Annotated in this window: 17 protein-coding genes; 13 read left to right on the forward strand and 4 right to left on the reverse strand. The window is 59.0% G+C overall.

Annotated features, from left to right (window positions below; genetic code table 11):
- The first annotated feature begins 71 nt into the window (after window positions 1-71).
- The 11 genes from OC450_RS05815 to OC450_RS05865 all read left to right on the forward strand — a co-directional run bounded on the left by OC450_RS05815 (window position 72) and on the right by OC450_RS05865 (window position 11,699).
- Window positions 72-1,364 (forward strand): MFS transporter, encoded by a 1,293-nt coding sequence (locus tag OC450_RS05815; protein WP_262047439.1) that lies wholly within the window; start codon window positions 72-74, stop codon window positions 1,362-1,364.
- Window positions 1,361-2,779 (forward strand): M20 family metallopeptidase, encoded by a 1,419-nt coding sequence (locus OC450_RS05820; RefSeq protein ID WP_262047440.1) that lies wholly within the window; start codon window positions 1,361-1,363, stop codon window positions 2,777-2,779. The genes OC450_RS05815 and OC450_RS05820 overlap by 4 nt, the downstream gene beginning before the upstream one ends.
- 509 nt (window positions 2,780-3,288) lie before the next feature.
- Window positions 3,289-3,993: a ribonuclease activity regulator RraA gene (locus tag OC450_RS05825; protein WP_262047441.1), complete on the forward strand. Its 705-nt coding sequence runs from the start codon at window positions 3,289-3,291 to the stop codon at window positions 3,991-3,993.
- Between the two features lie 76 nt (window positions 3,994-4,069).
- On the forward strand, window positions 4,070-4,804 hold the full coding sequence (locus OC450_RS05830; protein WP_262047442.1) for an amino acid ABC transporter ATP-binding protein: 735 nt from the start codon (window positions 4,070-4,072) through the stop codon (window positions 4,802-4,804).
- Window positions 4,805-4,842: 38 nt separating this feature from the next.
- The gene (locus OC450_RS05835; RefSeq protein WP_262047443.1) at window positions 4,843-5,592 is read left to right on the forward strand and encodes an amino acid ABC transporter permease; all 750 of its coding nucleotides are present in this window, start codon (window positions 4,843-4,845) and stop codon (window positions 5,590-5,592) included.
- On the forward strand, window positions 5,589-6,281 hold the full coding sequence (gltK, locus tag OC450_RS05840) for a glutamate/aspartate ABC transporter permease GltK (protein WP_262047444.1): 693 nt from the start codon (window positions 5,589-5,591) through the stop codon (window positions 6,279-6,281). The genes OC450_RS05835 and gltK overlap by 4 nt, the downstream gene beginning before the upstream one ends.
- Window positions 6,265-7,155 carry a transporter substrate-binding domain-containing protein gene (locus OC450_RS05845; RefSeq protein ID WP_262047445.1) on the forward strand — a complete coding sequence of 297 codons (891 nt, stop codon included), beginning with the start codon at window positions 6,265-6,267 and terminating at the stop codon, window positions 7,153-7,155. Before gltK ends, OC450_RS05845 begins: the two co-directional genes overlap by 17 nt.
- A 114-nt stretch (window positions 7,156-7,269) precedes the next feature.
- Window positions 7,270-7,731: a RidA family protein gene (locus OC450_RS05850; RefSeq protein WP_262047446.1), complete on the forward strand. Its 462-nt coding sequence runs from the start codon at window positions 7,270-7,272 to the stop codon at window positions 7,729-7,731.
- 230 nt (window positions 7,732-7,961) lie between these two features.
- Window positions 7,962-8,771: an MBL fold metallo-hydrolase gene (locus tag OC450_RS05855; protein WP_262047447.1), complete on the forward strand. Its 810-nt coding sequence runs from the start codon at window positions 7,962-7,964 to the stop codon at window positions 8,769-8,771.
- 274 nt (window positions 8,772-9,045) lie between these two features.
- Window positions 9,046-10,428: an aminotransferase gene (locus tag OC450_RS05860; protein ID WP_262047448.1), complete on the forward strand. Its 1,383-nt coding sequence runs from the start codon at window positions 9,046-9,048 to the stop codon at window positions 10,426-10,428.
- 269 nt (window positions 10,429-10,697) lie between these two features.
- The gene (locus tag OC450_RS05865) at window positions 10,698-11,699 is read left to right on the forward strand and encodes a proline racemase family protein (RefSeq protein ID WP_262047449.1); all 1,002 of its coding nucleotides are present in this window, start codon (window positions 10,698-10,700) and stop codon (window positions 11,697-11,699) included.
- 455 nt (window positions 11,700-12,154) lie between these two features.
- Here OC450_RS05865 and OC450_RS05870 read toward each other — a convergent pair whose 3' ends face one another.
- Window positions 12,155-12,388, reverse strand: a complete 234-nt coding sequence (locus tag OC450_RS05870; RefSeq protein WP_315986375.1) for a hypothetical protein — start codon at window positions 12,386-12,388, stop codon at window positions 12,155-12,157.
- 641 nt (window positions 12,389-13,029) lie between these two features.
- On the opposite strand from OC450_RS05870, the gene OC450_RS05875 reads away from it, so the two are divergent.
- A complete protein-coding gene (locus OC450_RS05875; RefSeq protein ID WP_211386740.1) occupies window positions 13,030-15,447 on the forward strand; it encodes a multicopper oxidase domain-containing protein in 2,418 nt (805 codons plus the stop codon).
- Between the two features lie 9 nt (window positions 15,448-15,456).
- The gene (locus tag OC450_RS05880) at window positions 15,457-16,440 is read left to right on the forward strand and encodes an SCO family protein (RefSeq protein WP_211386739.1); all 984 of its coding nucleotides are present in this window, start codon (window positions 15,457-15,459) and stop codon (window positions 16,438-16,440) included.
- Between the two features lie 27 nt (window positions 16,441-16,467).
- On the opposite strand, the gene OC450_RS05885 is transcribed toward OC450_RS05880, so the two are convergent.
- The 3 genes from OC450_RS05885 to OC450_RS05895 form a co-directional block, all read right to left on the reverse strand.
- Window positions 16,468-17,481: a M23 family metallopeptidase gene (locus OC450_RS05885; RefSeq protein WP_262047450.1), complete on the reverse strand. Its 1,014-nt coding sequence runs from the start codon at window positions 17,479-17,481 to the stop codon at window positions 16,468-16,470.
- 76 nt (window positions 17,482-17,557) lie between these two features.
- Entirely contained in the window at window positions 17,558-18,223 is a 666-nt protein-coding gene (locus tag OC450_RS05890; RefSeq protein ID WP_211386737.1) for a LuxR C-terminal-related transcriptional regulator, read from the reverse strand.
- Window positions 18,224-18,452: 229 nt separating this feature from the next.
- Entirely contained in the window at window positions 18,453-19,862 is a 1,410-nt protein-coding gene (locus OC450_RS05895; protein WP_211386736.1) for a sensor histidine kinase, read from the reverse strand.
- Window positions 19,863-20,154: the final 292 nt, after the last annotated feature.

A 20,154-nucleotide genomic window follows, 5' to 3' on the forward strand; every position in this document is an offset into this window, starting at 1 on the left:
TTCATTAAGCTGACAAATGGCCACAAGGCGCGCGGCCACGACGTCCCCCGCATGAGATGACGGAGAGCACCATGTCGATGACGCTCGCAGCGTCGGTCGAGACCCCATCCAGATTCCGCCTGATCGCCGCTGTTTCGATCGGCAACGCGCTGGAATATTTCGATCTCACCCTGTTCACGTTCTTTGCCGTGACCATCGGCAAGCTGGTGTTTCCGACCCAGGCGCCGGGAACGCAAATCCTCCTTTCACTTGGAATCTACGGCACGGGCTATTGCGCCCGGCCGCTCGGTGGTCTCGTCATTGGCGCATATGGGGATCGCCGCGGCCGCAAGGCGGCGGTCAATCTGACGCTGGTGCTGATGGCGGTTGGGACCGCGTTGATCGGGCTGACGCCGACATACGAGCAGGCCGGGCTGCTGGCGCCGTTCGTCGTGCTGGCGGGGCGGTTGCTCCAGGGATTCTCGGCCGGCGGCGAGACCGGAGCGTCGACGACGCTGCTTGCCGAATCCGCTCCCGCCGACGAACGCGGCTTTTTCGCGAGCTGGCAGGCCGCGAGCCAGGGGCTGGCCGTCATGCTCGGCGCCGGCGTGGTGTGGCTGCTCAGCGTCAGCCTGTCGCCCGACATCATGGCGAGTTGGGGTTGGCGTCTTCCTTTCCTGTGCGGCATCGGAATCGTGCCGGTCGGCCTTTATCTGCGGCGCGCGGTCGAAGAGACGCTCGAGCCTGCAACAGCGAAAGCGGCTGCACCCCGTAGTCCGGTAGGCGACGTGGTCCGGCTGCATTGGACGAGCGTGCTGTGGGCGCTGTTGGGTATGCTTGGCGCCAACGCGTCCTACGTCATCCTCAACCTCTATATGCCGACCTACGGCGTGCGCGAGCTCGGCCTGTCGCCAGCCAGCACTTCGGCCGCGGCAATGGTCGGCGGCGCCTTCATGCTGCTGTTCTCGCCGATCGGCGGCGTGCTGACCGATCGCTTCGGCCGCAAGACGTTCTTGGTGCTGTCACGCGTGCTGGTCATCGTTCTCACCTATCCCGCGTTCTTGCTGCTGACGGCTGCACCGACCACCGCGGGACTGCTGCTGATCATCGCAGTGATGAGTGCGATACAAGGGCTCGGCAGCGGCTTCTTCATCGCGCTCACCGAGAATTTCCCGAAGAACGTTCGCGTCACCGGCTTCTCGTCGGTCTACGCGCTCGGGGTGATGCTCAGCGGCGGCTTCGGCCAGTTGATCGTGACCTGGCTGATCGAGGTGACCGGCAGCAAGCTCGCTCCGGCGTTCTACGTGATCGCGATCGGTTTGGCCTCGCTCGTCGGCATCCTTAATCTCAATTATCGAACCGGCCGCGAGGAGACGGGCGCATGAACGACACCAGCGACATCTGGCAGTTGGTCGACGACCGGCAGCAGGCCTTCATCGCGCTCAGCGATCGGATCTGGGCCATACCCGAAATCTGCTACGCCGAAACCCGCTCCGCCGCCGAGCACGCGGCCGAACTCGAGCGTCATGGCTTCAAGGTCACGCAGGGCATCGCGGGAATTCCGACCGCGCTGATCGGTGAGGCCGGCGAAGGCGGTCCCGTCATTGCGATCCTCGGCGAATACGACGCACTGCCGGGCCTCAGCCAGCAAGCCGGCATCGCCGAGCCGCGCCCGATCGAGATCGGCGGCAATGGTCATGGCTGCGGGCACAATCTGCTCGGCGCCGGCGCCATGCTGGCGGCGGTTGCGGTGAGGGACTGGCTCGCTCGCCAAGGCTTGCCGGGACGTGTCAGGTATTACGGCTGCCCGGCCGAGGAAGGCGGCGCGGCGAAAACCTTCATGGTGCGCGACGGCGCCTTCAACGATGTCGACGTGGCGATCTCCTGGCACCCGTCGAGCTTTTGCGAAGTGATGCCGGCGACCTCGCTCGCAAATACTCGCATCGACTTCGCGTTTACGGGCCGCGCCGCGCATGCGGCGGTAGCGCCGCATCTTGGCCGCAGTGCGCTCGATGCCGTCGAGCTGATGAATGTCGGTGTCAACTACATGCGCGAGCACATGCCGAGCGACGCGCGCATCCATTACGCGATGCTCGACTCCGGCGGCATCGCTCCCAACGTGGTGCAGGTAACCGCCAAGGTTCGTTACGCGGTGCGTGCGCGCGATCTCGCCGGTATGCGAGAGCTGCTGGAACGGGTCCGCAAGATCGCCCAAGGCGCGGCGCTGATGACGGAGACCTCGGTCGCGGTGCAGGTGATCAGCGCGGTGTCGAACCTGCTGGGTAACGACCCGCTGGAACGCGCAATGTCCGACGTCTTTGACCAGCTCGGTCCACCACCTTTCGACGACGCCGACCGCAGCTTCGCCAGGCAGGTCCAGGCCACGCTGTCGCAAGAGGATTTCGACTTCGTTTATCGCTCCGTCGGCCAGCCGCGCGGCGACACGGCGCTGTGCGAGCAAGTCGTGCCCTTGGACGCCAAGCGCGAACCATTGATGGGTTCGACCGATGTGGGCGATGTCAGTTGGGCCGTGCCGACCGTCCAGGCCTCCGGCGCGGTCGTTGCCATCGGCACGCCGTTCCATTCCTGGCAGCTTGTAACGCAGGGCAAGATGCCGGCTGCACACAAGGGCATGGTGCATGTCGCCAAGGTCATGGCGGCGACAGCGTGCAAGGTGTTGGCCGATCCTGCGCTGCTGGCCGCGGCCAAGACAGATCACGCCGCACGCACGTCGCGCCGCCCATATCTGTGCCCGATTCCATCTGGGACCGCTCCTCCGCTCGATATGGCGCGGACATAGACAGCTATCCCTCGTTTGCCGTTCTTCGGGAGATGCTGTGACCGGACTTGATGATTAAGTGCCAAGGCGCGCCTTGGCGAGTAAGGCGCGTTGTTGAGAACTGTCCTTGTGGACGCTGATAGGCGCAGTGCCCAAGGCGAAGCAGGCGAATGCAGAGCGATTCACTCTTATGGCGTGAGTTCGGCGCAAGGACGATGACACGCACCCTCATGCCAAAGTTCGACCTTGGCGTGTTGCAGGTTCTTGACGATGTCTGAGCGTGGTATCGCGCAACCCTCAATGCATTCCATTTGTTCGTCAATTGGTCGAAAATAATTCCATTGAGGAATTTAATTCCGTCGCTACACTAAATTTAGCGCAAAGAGGAAACTGACGAGGCTTTGAGATCCGAGTGCGGATGTCGTCGCCTTCCTCGCCAGCGCTCAGGCTTTCTATTTCCCAGGCTTGATTGTTCGGCGTCGGTGATCCCCGGCGTTTGAAGGCCATGGGCGTTTAAAGGGCGTGGCGAGATGACGACCAATAATCAGGTAATGTCCAACCTCGCGCGGGCGACCACTGCGACCTTGACGACCGTCCTCTTCAAGAAGGGTGTACGAAACGTCTGGATCCGGGGTACTGCGCCGCTATTGCATGGCCAACCCAAGATCGTGGGGCCGGCATTCACGCTGCGGTTCATCGCAGGCCGTGAGGACATCAACACCCCCGCTGCGTGGTCTTCGCCTGTTTCGACTCGCGCCGCCGTCGAGGCTATGCCGCCAGGCTGCGTTGCGGTCGCCGATGCATTGGGGACGACTGACGCGGGGATATTCGGGGATATCCTGTGCGCGCGCATGCGCGCTCGCGGCGTCAACGGTCTCGTCAGCGATGGCGTCGTTCGCGATCGTGCGGGCATCATCGCGAGCGAATTGCCGACCTGGTGCAACGGAATTGCCGCCCCGCCCGCCGTCGCGCAACTGGCCTTCGCCGGCTGGGAGCAGCCGATCTCGTGTGGCGGAGTGGCCGTCTTCCCGGGAGACATCATCGTGGCGGACGACGATGGCGCAATCGTCATCCCCGTCGCGATGGCCGAGGACGTCGCTTCTATCGCTGCCGAACAGGAGGATCTCGAGACGTGGATCCTTCGCGAAGTGCGCAATGGTCATCCGCTCACCGGGCTCTACCCGCTGAACGAAGAGAACGAAGCCAGATATCAGCGCGAAATGGGCCGCAACTGATGTCCGGCCGGCCCAATCGTTTGCCAGGCGCAGCCTGTTTGGCAGGTCGTGCCAAGCCTTTTGAAAGCGCTTTGTCATGATCGAGATCAACAACGTGTCCAAGCAGTACGGGGCGTTCCATGTCCTGACGGACTGCAGCACCAAGGTCGCCAAGGGAGAGGTCGTGGTGGTCTGCGGACCGTCCGGATCGGGCAAGTCAACCCTGATCAAGACGATCAACGGCCTTGAGCCGATCAACAAGGGCGACATCAGAGTAAACGGAACATCCGTGTGCTCGCCGAAGACCAATCTTTCCCAGCTTCGGTCGAAGGTGGGCATGGTGTTTCAGAATTTCGAACTCTTCCCGCATTTGTCGATCATTGAGAACCTGGCGATCGCACAAATCAAGGTCTTGGGCCGAAAGCGGAATGAGGCCGAGGACAAGGGGCGGACGTATCTGGATCGTGTCGGTCTGAAGGATCAGGCGACGAAATATCCAGCTCAACTCTCGGGCGGACAGCAGCAGCGTGCCGCGATCGCTCGCGCACTCTGCATGGATCCGATCTGCATGCTGTTCGACGAGCCGACCTCGGCTCTCGATCCGGAAATGGTCAGCGAGGTTCTGGACGTCATGGTCCAGCTCGCGGGAGAGGGCACCACGATGATGTGTGTCACCCACGAAATGGGTTTTGCGCGAAAGGTGGCGGATCGCGTGATCTTCATGGATGCGGGCAGGATCATCGAAGACACCTCGAAAGCCGAATTCTTTGGAAATATCGAGGCGCGAACCGACCGTGCGAAGCAGTTTCTCTCTCGAATTCTCCAACATTAGACGTTGTCGCTGGCCAGAACCGAAGGGACAGACAACGTATGTTCAAGAATTATTCCTGGGACTGGGGCGTGTTTCTGCAGCCCGTATCGACCGGAGAGCCCACGAATTATCTGGGGTGGCTGCTTGCCGGATTGTACAACACGGTCGTCCTGGCGCTGTCAGCAAGCCTGATCGCATTCGCGGTCGGTGTGGTGATGGGGGTGCTCCGCACGACCCCGAACCGGTGGCTTGCGGCATTGGGAACGACCTATGTCGGCATATTCCGAAACATCCCGGTGATCGTTCAGCTGTTCGCCTGGTACTTCGTGCTCCCCGAACTGCTGCCATCCGGTATGGGGATGTGGTTCAAGCAGCTTCCCGCTTCAACCCAGATGATGACATCCGCCGTGCTGTGCCTGGGCCTGTATATGGGCGCACGCGTGTGTGAACTGATCCGCTCCGGCATCGAGACGCTGCCCAAGGGACAACGATCCGCGGCTCTCGCATTGGGGCTGACGCTGCCTCAAGCCTACCGGTACGTTCTGCTTCCCGTCGCTTTCCGTGTCGCAATTCCCCCGCTGACCTCCGAAATGATCAACGTATTCAAGAATTCGGCCGTGGCCTCGACGATCGGTCTATTGGAGCTGTCCGCTCAAGCGCAGCAGCTTGTTGATTACACGGCTCACCCTTACGAGTCTTTCGCGGTGGCCACGGCAGTGTACATCTTGATCAACGTGATCGTCGTTTTGATCATGCGTCAGGTCGAAGTGTCAGTACGTTTGCCTGGCTATATCGGGGGCAAGTCATGACCGCTATCGACTTGTTGTCGGATATCACGAACTCACTCCCCTCTCTTGCGGCAGGCATGGTCACGAGCCTCAAGATCACCGCGATAGCGGTTGTCTTCGGTATCGTCTGGGGCGCGATTCTCGCCGTCATGCGCCTGTCTTCTTTCAGACCCTTTGCGCTGTTCGCGCAAGGGTACGTGATGCTTCTCCGTTCCATTCCCTTGATCATGGTGTTGCTCTGGTTCTTCCTGATGGTGCCACAGCTCATCCAGAACCTGTTTGGCGTGTCGCCGCGCACCGACATTCGTTTGGTCTCGGCGATGGTGGCATTTTCCCTTTTCGAGGCTGCCTATTACTCCGAGATCATCCGCGCTGGGATTCAGGCCGTGTCGCGGGGCCAGCTGAGCGCGGCCAACGCATTGGGTATGCCGTATCTGATGGCGATGCGGCTGATCGTGCTTCCCCAGGCCTTGCGCGCCACGGTTCCCGCACTCCTGACGCAGGGCATCGTCCTCTTCCAGGACACGTCCCTCGTCTACGTCATCGGCCTCGCCGATTTCTTCCGGTCTGCGAAGAACATCGCCGATCGTGACGGGAACACGGTCGAAATGATCCTTTTTGCAGGCAGCGTGTATCTCGTCATTTCGCTGCTTGCGTCCGCCGGCGTGCAGTTTCTTCAAAGAGGAGGACGATATGTCAAAATGGGCTAATTCTCTGATGCTCGGTGCCCTGTTAGTCGGCTCGCCTGCGTTTGGTCAGGAAGGCGGCACTTTGGCAAAGGTCAAGGCAAACGGCGTCATCACGCTCGGGGTTCGGGACTCTGCCGTCCCGTTCTCTTATCTTGACAATGACCAACAGGTGATCGGCTATTCCAGAGAACTTTGCGGACTTGTCGTCACGGCGCTCAAACAGAAACTGAACCTGCCGGATCTTGCGGTGAAGGAGGTGACCACCACGCCTTTGAGCCGCATCCCGCTGATCATCAACGGCACGATTGACCTGGAGTGCGGCTCAACGACCAACAATACGACCCGGCAGAAGCAAGTCGCTTTCTCCGATACGACATTCGTCATCGGTACACGGATGCTCGTGAAGAAGAGCGCCGGCATCAAGGAGTTTGCCGATGTTGCCGGGAAGAACGTCGTCACCATAGCGGGCACGACCCCGGAGCAGATCCTTCGTGAGGTCAATAACAAGAATAATCTGAAGATGAACATCATCAGCGCGAAGGATCATGCTGAATCGTTCCTGACGTTGCAGACCGGTCGCGCGGCCGCTCTCTTCATGGATGACGCGCTCCTTTACGGCCAGATGGCAAAATCGTCGGATGCCAAGGACTACGAGATCGTCGGACAACCCCAATCATTCGAAGCCTATGCGCTCGTCCTGCGCAAGGATGATCCGGATTTCAAGGCGCTTGTCGACGAAACGCTCGTCGCGTTCATGAAGTCCGGCGGGGCGAGCGAGCTCTACAAGAAATGGTTCATGTCTCCGATTCCGCCCAAGGGTATCAACTTGAACTTCCCGATGTCCGAGCAGCTTCGCGAGGCATTTGAGAAGCCGAATGACAAGGCTTTTCAGTAGTGCAGACACTGCGTTCCGAGCCGTATCACAAAGTGCGCCATGGCTGACGGCCTCACGTGCTGAGGGGCCGTCCAGGCGCGGACGCGCGTCCAGCTAAGCAAGCGAGATTGAATAATGTCACCAGAAGAGAAGATCGTGGCCATGGGATTGACGTTGCCAGCGGCGTTGCCGCCGAGAGGCAACTACGTTTCCTATCGCCGAGTTGGAGAAGTCTTGTTCTTGGCCGGTCATGGGCCTCGACTGGCAGACAACACGTATCGCCTTGGGAAGGTCACCTCGGAGGCGGATATTCCACGGGCCTATGCCGATGCACAGCTGACTGGCCTAAACATGCTCGCGACCTTGAAGAGTGCGGTTGGCGAGCTTAGCCGGATCGTGGCGGTCGCGAGAGTGATCGGCATGGTCAACGCCGAACCGACGTTTACGAAGCACCCGAAAATTATTGACGGTTGCTCGGATCTGTTGGTCGAGGTCCTCGGCGACGCAGGTCGTCACGCTCGTGCGGCAGTTGGGGTATCTTCGCTTCCAAACGGTATGACCGTCGAGATCGAGGCGATCGTTCACATTGCCACATGACGTTGCGAGCCGCTGGAGCGTAAGGAGCGGGTGTTCTGATTAAGAGAACGCCGCGAGCGCGTACGCATACTATTGGGCCGGAGTAGCCGCTGCCATACTCGACGAGGATTGCTCGGATGAGAAGGCAGTTGAGGCGGATCAGAAAGCGTCATCCACGAGACCACCCGGTCACAGCCCAAGACAAGGTCATATCGTTACAACTTGCAAGCTGCTGATTGGAGCGCGCCATCATGAAAAGGGTTAGTTCTGGGATCAATCACGTCGAGTACGCGATGGGCGAGCTCCGCGTCGTTGCTCTGCGTGACGGTTACGTTGACATGCCGCCCAGCAGATTGCGTCAGACGGACGGGCGGCCATTTGGGGCCGAGCTTCCGCAGCAGGTCGACTTGGTCGAAGGTCGGCTTCGTTTGTCGGTCAATGCCTTTCTCATCATTGACGGTGATCAGCACACGCTCATCGACACCGGAGCATCAAACTCGTGGGAGCCAACGATGGGCCTCCTGTTGAGTGCTCTGAGCGAGGCAGGCGTGGTCCGCGGGGCGATTGATACGGTCGCTTTGACGCACACGCATTCCGATCATGCAAATGGGCTTGTGGCCGCCGACGGGGCCGACGCATTTCCCAATCTTCGTCGACTATTTGTCCCCCGTGAGGAACTCTCGATGTTCGACAGAACCGAAAGGCTGGCTCGATTCCGGCCGCGCCGTTTACCATTGAATGACGGGTGCAAGCTGAGCGACTGCATCACGTCCATGCAAGCTCATGGGCACGAGGTCGGTCACACAGGGTTCGAGGTTTCGAGCAACGGCGAAACGTTGTTGGTTTGGGGAGATATCGTCCACGTGCCCTCGATCCAATTTGCCAGGCCCGAGCTGAGCTGGGAGTTCGATGCGGATCAGAGTGAGGCCCGTGCCACCCGGCAGAAATCGCTTCATCGCGCCGCACAGGCAAACGTGGCTGTCGCGGGCGCTCATCTGGACTTTCCCGGCATTGGGATGGTGTCTGGCGGTGGCGGCACGTTCCATTTCAGATCGCTGTGAAAGGTTCGAAGGCAATTCTGACCGGCCGCGACGCTGGTTGTGCTCGAATTCGAAAGTTGCTGGTGATCCGCTGCCGTTTGCGGAGCCGCCGTTAGGCGACAAAAGACGGCAATGCGCCTCTCTAGGGCGTTTCCTCCCATAACTTAGCGGGGTCTCGTGAGAGACCCCGCCATTTTTCGCCAGGGAAGGAAAGCGCGAGGGGACGAATGTTGGGTTGAGGGGTGTCGCGCTGGTCGCATTTGCGCGCGGATTTGAGAGCTCAGGAGAAGCAAGGATGATCGATATCGAGGCCATCGCAAAACTCGACCGCGCTTGTACTCTCCACCCATTGACTAATCTTAAGGAGTTCGCCCTCGGGAAGGTTGGACCGACGATAGTTACTGGCGGAAAGGGAATTCGTATCGAGGATGCGGAAGGTCGTAGTTACATCGATGGATTTGCCGGCCTCTACTGCGTCAACGTCGGATATGGCCGAACCGATGTTGCCGCAGCAATCGCGCGGCAAGCCTACAATCTCGCATACTACCACAACTATGCAGCTCATACGACCGAACAGCTGGCCATTCTGTCTGATCGCGTGATCCGAATGGCGCCAGGTACCCCTAGCAAGGTGTTCTTCGGGTTGTCCGGATCAGATGCGAATGAGACACAAGTAAAGCTCGCTTGGTACTACAACCATCTTCGTGGGCAGCCTCGAAAGAGAAAAATCATTTCTCGCAGGCTTGGCTACCACGGCTGTTCCGTGTTCTCGAGCTCCATGACGGGACTATCTTTCTTCCACGATAACATGGACCTTCCAGTCCCCGGCGTACTGCACACCGGAGCGCCCCACTTCTACCGGGAGTCCGAACCAGGTGAGACGGAGGAGGAATTTTCCCGTCGTCGCGCGGCCGAGCTCGAGGGGCTCATCGTGAGAGAGGGAGCGGAAACGGTTGGTGCCTTTATTGCTGAGCCGGTACTGGGAACGGGAGGAATCGTGCCGCCCCCTCGGGGATACTGGCGCGAAGTGCAGGCCGTGCTTCGGCGATATGATGTCCTTCTGATCGCCGACGAAGTGATCTGCGGGTTTGGACGAACCGGGGCAAACTTCGGCAGCTTGCTGTACGATATAGAACCTGATCTCACTACAATCGCGAAAGGGCTGACATCCGGATATGCTCCTCTTTCAGGCGCCATCATTAACAAGAAGATCTACGATGTCATGGAGGAGGCGGCAGATCGGGTCGGTGTATTCTCGCATGGGTATACTTATTCCGGTCATCCAATTTCGGTTGCAGCAGCCAACGCCGTTCTCGATATCTTCGAAAAAGAAAGGCTTAGCGATAGAGCCCGCATCGTGGGTGCGCATTTTCAAAGGCGGCTCAAAGAGCGCTTTGCCCAAATGGAAGTGGTCGGCGATGTGCGAGGTGTAGGTCTGCTCGGTGCGGTTGAGTTTGTGGCCGATCGCACAACCAAACGCCGATTTGATCCTAATCTTAAGGTCGCCGCCAGGATCGTTAAAGCTGCCCGTGATCGCGGTCTTATTGCGAGGGGAATGCCACATGGCGATATTCTCGGGTTCGCGCCGCCTCTGGTCGTTTCTGAATCTGAGATCGATGAGATCGTGGAAATTGCTTATGCGGCGACCATGCAAGTCGTCGACGAACTGGCTAGATAAATCTCCGGTAGCCACCTGGATCGGTGGGGTGGGCCGATAGTGTGCCTCTTCGGACAAGAGAGAATCCAGCGGGGCAGGCCGAGCGCGGAAAGGGCACTTTCGCTAGAGCGAAGGCAAAGACGCGCGAGCTTGGCCAGGTTTCCCTTTCATTCCTTTTGGTTGAATCACTCTCAAAAAGCGTTCCCTTGTGCAATTTCGGCGTGGTTTCTAATGTCCATCGATGCGCTCCCACGCTGAATGCTTAATCAATAGACCCTGGAGAAGTCGCAATGAATGCACCGGTGCTCATTCGGACTGTCGACACGCATGCGGAGGGGATGCCGCTGCGCGTCATCGTCGAGGGGTTGCCGCCCATTCGTGGCAACTCGATGCACGAACGGCTGGCGTGGGCCAGGACGAATCTGGAGTGGGTACGAGATCTACTCGTCAACGAACCCAGGGGCCACGGGCCCATGATGTTCGCTATCCTCACGCCACCCGTGCTCCCTGACTCCGATTGGGGTGTGATCTACATGAGCGGGGGTGGCTTCTGGCCGATGTGTGGGCACGGAACGATTGGCCTTGTCACGATGCTTGTCGAGCGTGGACTGGTTCAGGTCAAAGAGCCGGTTACCGAAGTTCGACTAGATACGGCTGCCGGCTTGATTGTCACAAGCGTCCGGGTGGAGTCTCGAAAGGCTGTCAACGTAACTTTCACGAACGTGCCCTCCTACGTTCTTGCGCCAAATGCTCGTATCGAGGTGCCCGGTTTTGATAAAATTGTGGTCGATGTGGCCTACGGCGGGAACGTGTACGCGATGATTGATGTCAAGCAGCTAGGGTTGCGGGTTCGTCAGGAGGATCTTCACACGCTTGTTGACCTAGGACTGGAAGTTGTCAAAGCAACGCGCGAGCAAGTTCGATACAGGCAACCAACAGGAGTCGATCTCGGTCGGCTTAGTTCGTCGCTCTTTACGGAAGAGCCGGAACAAGGCGCTCCGGCGCGCAACCTCATGGTCAAAGAGCCGCGCTATTTTGACCGCTCGCCTTGCGGTACGGGGACCTCAGTGCGAATGGCCCTGGCTCACTCCCGTGGTGAAATCGGACTGAACCAACCGCTCGTTTGCGAGTCGATGTTCGGCACACGCTTTGAAGGGCGGTTGGTCAGCTGCACTGATGTCGACGGCATTCCCGCGGTTGTCCCACAGATCACGGGGCGCGCCTGGATCATCGGTGGGGCTGAATTCACGCTTGACCCGTCGGATACATTTCCAAGGGGATTGAAGTATTGATCGGCATTGAGGTCTAAAAGGAGACGTCTCTGGGCCACTTGTAACCGCCGGATGAACGTGAAGCCAGTGCGGTAGTGCAATGACAATGATCGTGCGACGAATGCCCAGTTTCTGCCAGATAAGCCCAGCGGTGCGACCAGTAAGTCATTGATTGTTCTCTACTCGCTGCTATCTCTTAATCTGCTGCTCTGTCGTAACCGCTCGCTAGCGAGGCATGGCGCGACGCTGGTGGGCAGCGCATCGTTCGATGGCTTTCAGGACCAGGTAGCGAGACTAGCCCTATCGACCCGTTAGGCGGAGGTATGCGTGCATCCAGCGAGATAAGCTGTTGGGCTCCGAGGAAGCGCGGCGTTGTTCACCGTTCTCGCTCCAGAACGCCGCAATGAAATCGCAACGAATTGGGTGAAACGAGCGTGAACAAAACGGGACGGAAGTGCCCGTCACAGCGAGAAAAATCAACAACTTAGAAGATGCTCACTGCGTTCGGGACGCAGGGGTCGCAGGTTCGAATCCTGCCACTCCGACCAGAAATCATTAGGTTTTTCCTTCTGATCGTTGGTCGTTCCCGAGTCAACCACCGTTTCAACCCCCGAAACATACCGGCCCTTTTTACCAATCGCCGTAGCTGCCCCCTGCAAAAAGTCAGGGTGGTGGTGGCCATAAGTGTCCTGCAGGACCTCGGGAGACATGCCCAGGAACCCTGCCGCCTCCCAGCCCAGAGTGGCACGCCACGCTGCATAGCTATGTCGCAGCGCCCCGACCGCGCACCCAATCCCGCAACGGGACCTGAACGGAGACGTTGACCGTCGCGAGGACGGCGATCCACGAGATGCCGGCGATCAGGCACACCGCAAGTCCGATCCCGGGCAAGCGCGTCGGGTCCGAAGTTCGCCCTCATCCAGGGCAGCATGAACGCACCGACGACAGCCCCAGGCCGATCGCCCCGAGCAAGATGCCGTAGAGTTCTGGACCGCCGGCGACCTGATTGCACGCGACGAGCTCGAGCTGCCCTGAAGCTTAGCCAACCAATCCTCGCAGTCGTGCCGCCCTTGATGATGTCTTTCGCGATAGCGCGCAGCTTCGCTTCATCCCAAGGCTGGTGAGGACCCCCCCAGTCAGCCGTGTCGGGCGTCATGGATTGTGCCGAGGGACCATCATCGCTGTCAGGAATGCTCTTGCGATGTGAACGGGCAACTACGCGCGATCTGAGACTTTGGTCTGAAACTTCACCGGACCTAGGCCAGCGCGCATGAGACCTATGTACCTTGTTCCATGTCATTCCCCGGCGCAGGTTCGGCTTGGCTGGATCGTGATTGTGCAGGGGCTAGACATGTATCTCTCCAAAAACGAGTCAAAGCGCCGCTTGAAAGAGGCTGAGGACGCGCGCGCGAACCGCCTCGAGATTGTCAGCGCCCTTTCGCAGGGCACTATTTCGAAGCGCGATCTGTTTCGATGGGGCCTTCTGACGGCAACAGGCGCAATCCTGGCGAAGAACGGATTGAGTCCATTCGCAACAAGTGCATATGCGCAGGTGCCGACAGGCACGCCGCCAAGTCCTCTGTTCGGCGCAAAGAAATTCACCCACCGGATGCCGCGCCAGGAATTGCAGAAGCCAATTCCACTGTTGCGCCAGACCAATGGCGACGCGGCGTGGCAAGTCGCTCCTGGGGTGAACGAGCCTGCCGCCAGGAATTTCTCGTACCACACCGACTACGACAATTCGGGACGCGCCGGCTATCGCAATCCGGTCACCTATATCGGGCCGATGGAAGGGCGTCCGCCGGGGCCGCTATTCGCGCACCAGCGCTGGGAGGAGTTCTATCCGAAAGTCGGCTATCTGATGTCGATGGGCCAATGCCGCTCGGCGACGAAGTTCTGTGACGAGATGCCTGACCAGAATCCGAACGCCGTGTGGTCGTTCGGACCGCGACCGCCCGGAATGCAGGGCGCGCGGGAGGGGCGAAGGACGGGCTATGGCGCGCCGTGCCTGATCAAGGCCCGCTACGGCGAGCCCGTACTGACGCGAATCTATAACGATCTGCCGGTCGATCGCGCCCTCAACGGCGGCTTTGGGCGCAACGAAATCTCGATCCATTTCCACAATGCGCACAATGGCGCCGAGAGCGACGGCGCCTGTAACGCTTACCATTTTCCCGGGACGTTCTACGATTATCACTGGAGCACGGCGCTGGCGCGACGCGACATGCCGAGCGTCTGGCTGACCAGCGATCAGAATCACCTGCGCAAGGCCTCAGGTCCCGACGATGGAGACGGTGTTGTTCCGGTCGCCGGAGATTTTCGCGAACTACAGGGGACGCTGTGGCTGCATGACCACCGGTTCTTCTTCACTGCTGAGAATGTCCATAAGGGAATGTTTGCGAGTTGCAACTTCTACAGCGGTCCCGACCGCGGCAGCGATAGGGCCGACCGAAACAACATCAATCTGCGACTGCCAAGCGGCAATCGACTCGCCTGGGGCAATATCGATTTCGACGTCAATCTGGCGATCACCAACCCCGCCATGGACAAGGATGGCCAGCTGTTCTTCGATATTTTCGACACCGACGGATTCGTCGGCGACATGCTTCTGGTCAACGGGTCCTATTATCCGTATTTCGAAGTCCTTCCCCGCCGGTATCGCTTCCGCATCCTGAACGCCGCGATGTCGCGTTTCATCAAGCTGGCGCTGGCCGTGAACAAGAGCCTGAGGTTTGCGCCGGAAACGCCGGTCCCCTTCTATTTTATCGCCAATGACGGAAATTTTGTCGTGAGCCCGATCCAACTCACTCAGCTTGACGAGCAGGGCGTCGCGGAGCGCTACGATATCGTCATCGATTTTTCCGCGTTCCGGCCCGGCGACAGCCTGTACCTCCTCAACCTCCTGAAGCAGTCGGATGGACGCAAGCCGGATGGTGCTGTCTCGCTGAAGAAGGCCTTCAAGGGAGAGGAAGATCCGTGCGTCGGCCCCATCCTTGAATTCCGTGTCGTTTACTCGCTGAAGAGCGTTGACGATCCGAGCACGACCTATACGGCGGAAAGTCCGGATCCCAGCGTCGACCTGAGCGATCCGGATTGGAAGTCGGGTCGGCGGACGCTGACAACGCAAATTCCAGTGGTCGCGCCGGTTCGGGAAAGGGTGATCGAGTTCGGGCGGTTCGGCGATGGAGACTCGCGCAACAATCCAGAAAAACAATGCATCCCGGACTGCGGCGACACTCAGATATTCCCATGGTCGATCCGCGTGAACGGGCAGGCGGCGCACACGCTGAATGCAAACCGGATCTCGGCCCTCATTCCCAAGCCCGGTGAAGTCGAGCATTGGACCCTCATCAACGGCGGGGGCGGATGGGATCATCCAATCCACCTCCATTTCGAAGAGGGCGTCACTATCAATCGCGGTGTGGGCACGATCCCCGCAACTGAACTGCTGGTGAGGAAGGATGTCTGGCGGTTGAGGCCGGACGGCCGGGTCAAGTTCCAGGTTCGGTTTGGCGAATTTGGCGGTGCCTATGTCAACCATTGTCACAACACGGTTCACGAAGACTTCGCCATGCTGTTGCGATACCAGCTGCTGTCGCCGCCGCCTGGCGATCCTGATTTTGCCAAGACTGGGTCAAAGCCGCACTACCAGCCGACGATGACGCCGCTTCCGTCCGCGAGCGGCGTGACCTGGAAGCAGCCCGAAGTCTTGCCGGAGGCGGATCCGGTCAACAGCCGCTTCTTCACGGGTCCTGTTTCGAAGACTTAGGGGGCGAACATGCGCATCAACGTGGCGTCACTCGCGCATTTCTGGAGGAGAGCGGCGGCAAGCAGCTGGCTTGCTGCGCTCGTCATGTTTGTCTTCACCGGGATAACGCAGGCCGCAGAAACGCGCTGGAAGGAGGGTTACATCCCCAACGTCCCGGTGGTCACGCAGGATGGGCGTACGTTGCTGTTTTATGATGACGTGATGAAGGGCAGGATCAGCATCATCAGCTTCATTTACACCAGCTGTCGCGACATCTGCCCGGTCGTGACGGCGAGGCTGTCCCAGCTTGAGGACAACCTCGGCGACAGCGCGGGGCGGGATTACTTCTTTGTATCGATCAGCATCGATCCGCTGAATGATACGCCCGACAAGCTGAAGGAGTACAGCAAGGCCTTCGGCATAGGATCGCGCTGGCTCTTCCTTACCGGCAAGGCGCAAGACATCGAGCTCATTCGGCATCGGCTTGGTGAACGCAGCAGGGCTCTGACCGAGCATCGTAACGAAGTCCTTTTGTTCAACGACGTGACCGGCGAGTGGGAGAGGAATTCGGCATTTGGCGATATCAACGTGCTGGCGTCAGCCGTTCGCGCCATGGATCCCGTTCAACGCGCCGCCTTACGGCCCACAGAGCAGGCCAATGCGGGTACGTTCGTGGACGACCCGTTGAATCTGCCGGGACAGGCTCTGTTCCTGAAAACCTGTGGCGGGTGCCATACCATCGGACGCGGCAATAGAGTGGGTCCCGATCTCCAGGGCATCAGTACCCGAAGGAGCCGCGATTGGCTCACCGCCTATATCATGAAGCCGGAGAAGATGAGAGCCAGCAAAGATCCCGCCGCGCTCGCGCTTGCCCAAAAATATCCGGAAGTGCGGATGCCAAATCTGGGACTGTCGGAATTCGATTCGAGCGACGTCATCGCCTACATCGAGGCAATGACGTACGCAAGGCGTGCGGACGAGTCCACGCCACACGCCCACCACCATCATCATTGATGTGAAACCGGCCGGCGCGAAGCAGCGCTATCTGGCACCAAGCTGAATTTCGAAGGTTTTGCGCAGGACGTTTCCGTCACTTCCTGCCACTGAATAGGCTGCCGTGTAGCTGCCAGGCGTCCACTCGGCAGCTTTGCGTTTTCGTCCGGAAGCAACGAAGTACTGGGCCTTGTTGCGGTCGAGAGCGGGCGCCTCGTACTCCGAAAGGATGACGCCGTCGGGATCGCGGACCGTGACGGTCTGTTGATCGCCTTCCCGCAAGCCGATCACGCGGACGTAGGCAATAAGCGCCTCGGATTGCAAGCTCACGGGATATTTCGTTACTTCGCCGGACTCGATCTGGTCCATGGTCGGAGAGTGATCGGTGAAGCCGACGTTGAGGATTTCCCGCGACCGGTATTTCAACTGGTCGCTCGTCAATCCGGTCCAGATGGAATGCCCGCTCCCGCAGAGCGTGGGCTCCGATTCGTAAGCGAACGGGTCCACGATCTTGTTCCGATGCCTTACCGTGAGATGAAGGTGCGGAAACTCCGTATCGCCGGAGAGACCGATCAGGCCGATCGGATGCCCTGGCGAGACGCGCTCGTTTCTGCTGACGCGCACGCTGCCCCTGGCCAAATGGCAGTATTGGGTCTTCCATCCATTGGCGTGATCGATAACCACGCCGTTGCCGCATTCCTTGCCTTTGATTGCCGTCCTGCCGATCGTGCGTACCGAAATGTCATCAATCTCGTCACGGATCGCGGTGACCGTACCGGCAGCAGTCGCGAGGACTTCCACGCCCTGACGCTGAACAGCCATATCGGGAATTCTGATATCGGTACCGTCGTGGGCGTCGTAACTTCGACCGCCGCATTGATAGTCCCGAACCTGGTCGGTGCCATCATGGTCGACATAGCTCTGGATGAAGCAGGTGGAGCCTAGCACGCATCGGACGGGGAAGAGCAACTCGATCTCGTCGATTGCGCCCGCGCTAGCCGGAAGAACGACAGAGAGAAGAAGACTTGAAAGCAGCCGGAGGCCTGTCGCAGAACGCACCATACCGTCCGTCCTCCAGCCTGGGCTGGCAGCGTCATTCCTTTCGCACGAAAAGCCGCACTCGTGGATGCCTGGATTCTTACGAATGCAAACTGACCGGTGAGCGGGATTCGTTGAATTTCTGCGCAGCGATCACCACTTCCAGACGATTGCGAACCTGCAACTTCTGCATCAGGGCCGTCATGTAGTGCTTGACGGTCTTCTCGCTGATCTTGATCGCAATTGCGATCTCCTTGTTGGTCTTGCCATTCATGAGCAGGCGAACAATTTGCCGTTCGCGAATACTCAGGATCACAGCCTGCGCGGCCTTGCGCCTCAGCGAAGCGTCGCGAAGCCCGGCAATAACCCTGCTTGCGAAGCTCTGCGTTATATATGTCTCGCCGCTTTGAACCGACCAGATGGCCTGTATCAATTCGGCGGTGTTGCTTCCCTTCAGGACATAACCGCTGGCGCCCGCGTCCAGTGCGCGGATGGCCGAATCGACGCCGGTAGCTGCTGTGAAGGCAACGATTTTCGTCGTGGGCGAAATCCTTATCGCGTTCTCGATCGCGGCGTAGACGTCGCCCGGAATGCTGAGATCGACCACGGCGACCTGTGGCTGATTCCGTTCGCAGAGGTCGATAACATCGTAGGCTGTTGTCCCCGATCCAACGATCTCGAAACCCTTGGTGCGACGTAGCAGAGCGTGAATGGCTTCGATCATCAGCGGATGATCATCGATGACGGCAATTGTGACCGTACTCATGATTACTCCTACAAATTTCTTGTCGCACAAAGCCGGCGGCTCGGCCGGCCTGGAAGCCGAAACGCACGTCAGTCAAAACCAGGCGATCCAGTTCAGCGAAAATTAGGTAACGATCAATATTCCATATTCTTAGTACAGAAATCTCGAAAGTAAATGCAGATTGAAGGATGATGTTAATGTTATGTCGGCCCCGCGGCAAATTGGTTCGCCAAACGACAACGCCGCTACCTTAGTCCGTCAGGCTGGCGAGTGGTATCTTCACCGAAACACGAGTTCCGTCTGTCAATGAGATCACATCCAGCGATCCGTTGAACGCTTCGACGCGTCGGCGGACCCCGTTCAATCCCAGCCCTGCATGGTGACCTCGCTTGTGCGCCTGCGGTGGCGCAGTGGTTCTTGCTCCACTGTCGCTTACGACAACCGTTAGCGAGTTATACTCAATATATACAGCCACACGTTGTCCGTTTCCGCGGGCGTGCTGATATGCGTTGTTCAGCGCCTCCTGGACGATTCGGTACAGGCAGACTCGCAGCGGCGCGGGACATAATGGAAGATTTTCGATCTCCGATTTGACAGTTGTACCGGTCCTGCCTTCATGCTGTCGAACGGCGAGGCGCAAGGTTTCGGTCGTTGAGAGATCGCTGAGCTCGGGCAATACTAGGCCAGTCGCGATGTCGCGCAACTCGGTCAGCGTACCGTTCAGCAGTTCGTCAACATCTGCGACAGAGGGCCTACCATCGTCGGGGGCTTCCGGATCGTTTGTCTCCAGCAGCTCGCCGAGCTTCAGGCCGAGTACCGTCAGGACCTGGATTGGCCCGTCGTGAAGGTCTTGACCGAGTTGATTCAGGAAGCGCTCGTTCGATTGAATCGACTCCAACCGCGCGTTATCTGCTTCCTGGCGCAGTTTGTCGTTAAGAAGCGCCAGCGCAGCCGTTTGCGCCACTTTTTCCTTCAAGGCGACGCGGTGCCTTCGGACAGTGCTGGCTGCGCGCTTAACCAGCAGGAACAGCACGAACATCATCGGTGCCGCGATGGCGGCAACGATGGCAACCGACTTGATCCGGATGTCCCGCAACTCGCCGGCGAGCCTTTCGCCGTCGTTGAGGACCTTGCCTGCCGCGATGATCTCCTTCGTTCCCGACCGGTACAGCGGGGCGTAGACCTCGATCATGGGGTGCTGCGATACTTGATCGGCAATTTCTCGAATGGCTGCCGTCGCCTGTCCCAGAAGAGCGGCGTTCATCTCGGTCGGGATGGACTTCGTTCCGACACGATGCTTGTTGCCGCTGGAGTAGGCCAAGGTGCCGTCGCGCCGCCAGACCTCGATCGATTTCGAACGTCTGCCAAGCCTTGTCTCGAATATCTCGTCGAGCTTCTTGACGCTATCGTCCGACAATTTGTTGGCGGTTGCGAGCTCCTGCACCAACGGACTCAGAAAAAGATCGAGAAGTGATGCGCCTTCTTCGGCAGCCGTTAGCGTCAAGCTCGTCTGCAAGGCGTTGGACACGGCATAAGCAAGCAGTGTCATCGAGCAGATGATGGTGACTGCTGCCGCAAGCAGGAAGGTCGGCAGCAATCGCGTGGGACGCTGTAAAATGTCGGCCGAGGCCAATCCAATTTGCCAACCGGGCTGCGACATGGACGATATTCTTGAATCCAATGACATCGACTCGCCACACCACTCCGAGAAAAAACCAAATTCGATCCGGGTTATTCCCGGAACTGACCTTTCGCGTCCTTATGCCGCACTGTTGCAAACGTCATCGAGAGGATGTTTGAACGTATCGCGACGACAGTCCGGGAAAGTTAGGCAATAAATCCGGGAAATTTCGGCAATAAAAACGCCGCTTCCTTGCCACACCGATGAAACACAGGGGCATGGACGGGGCGCGTGAGACCGCGGCGCCAATTGTCCGTGCCCCAAAAGCGTC

The organism is Bradyrhizobium sp. Bra78, assembly GCF_024519855.1.
Classification (GTDB): domain Bacteria; phylum Pseudomonadota; class Alphaproteobacteria; order Rhizobiales; family Xanthobacteraceae; genus Bradyrhizobium; species Bradyrhizobium japonicum_G.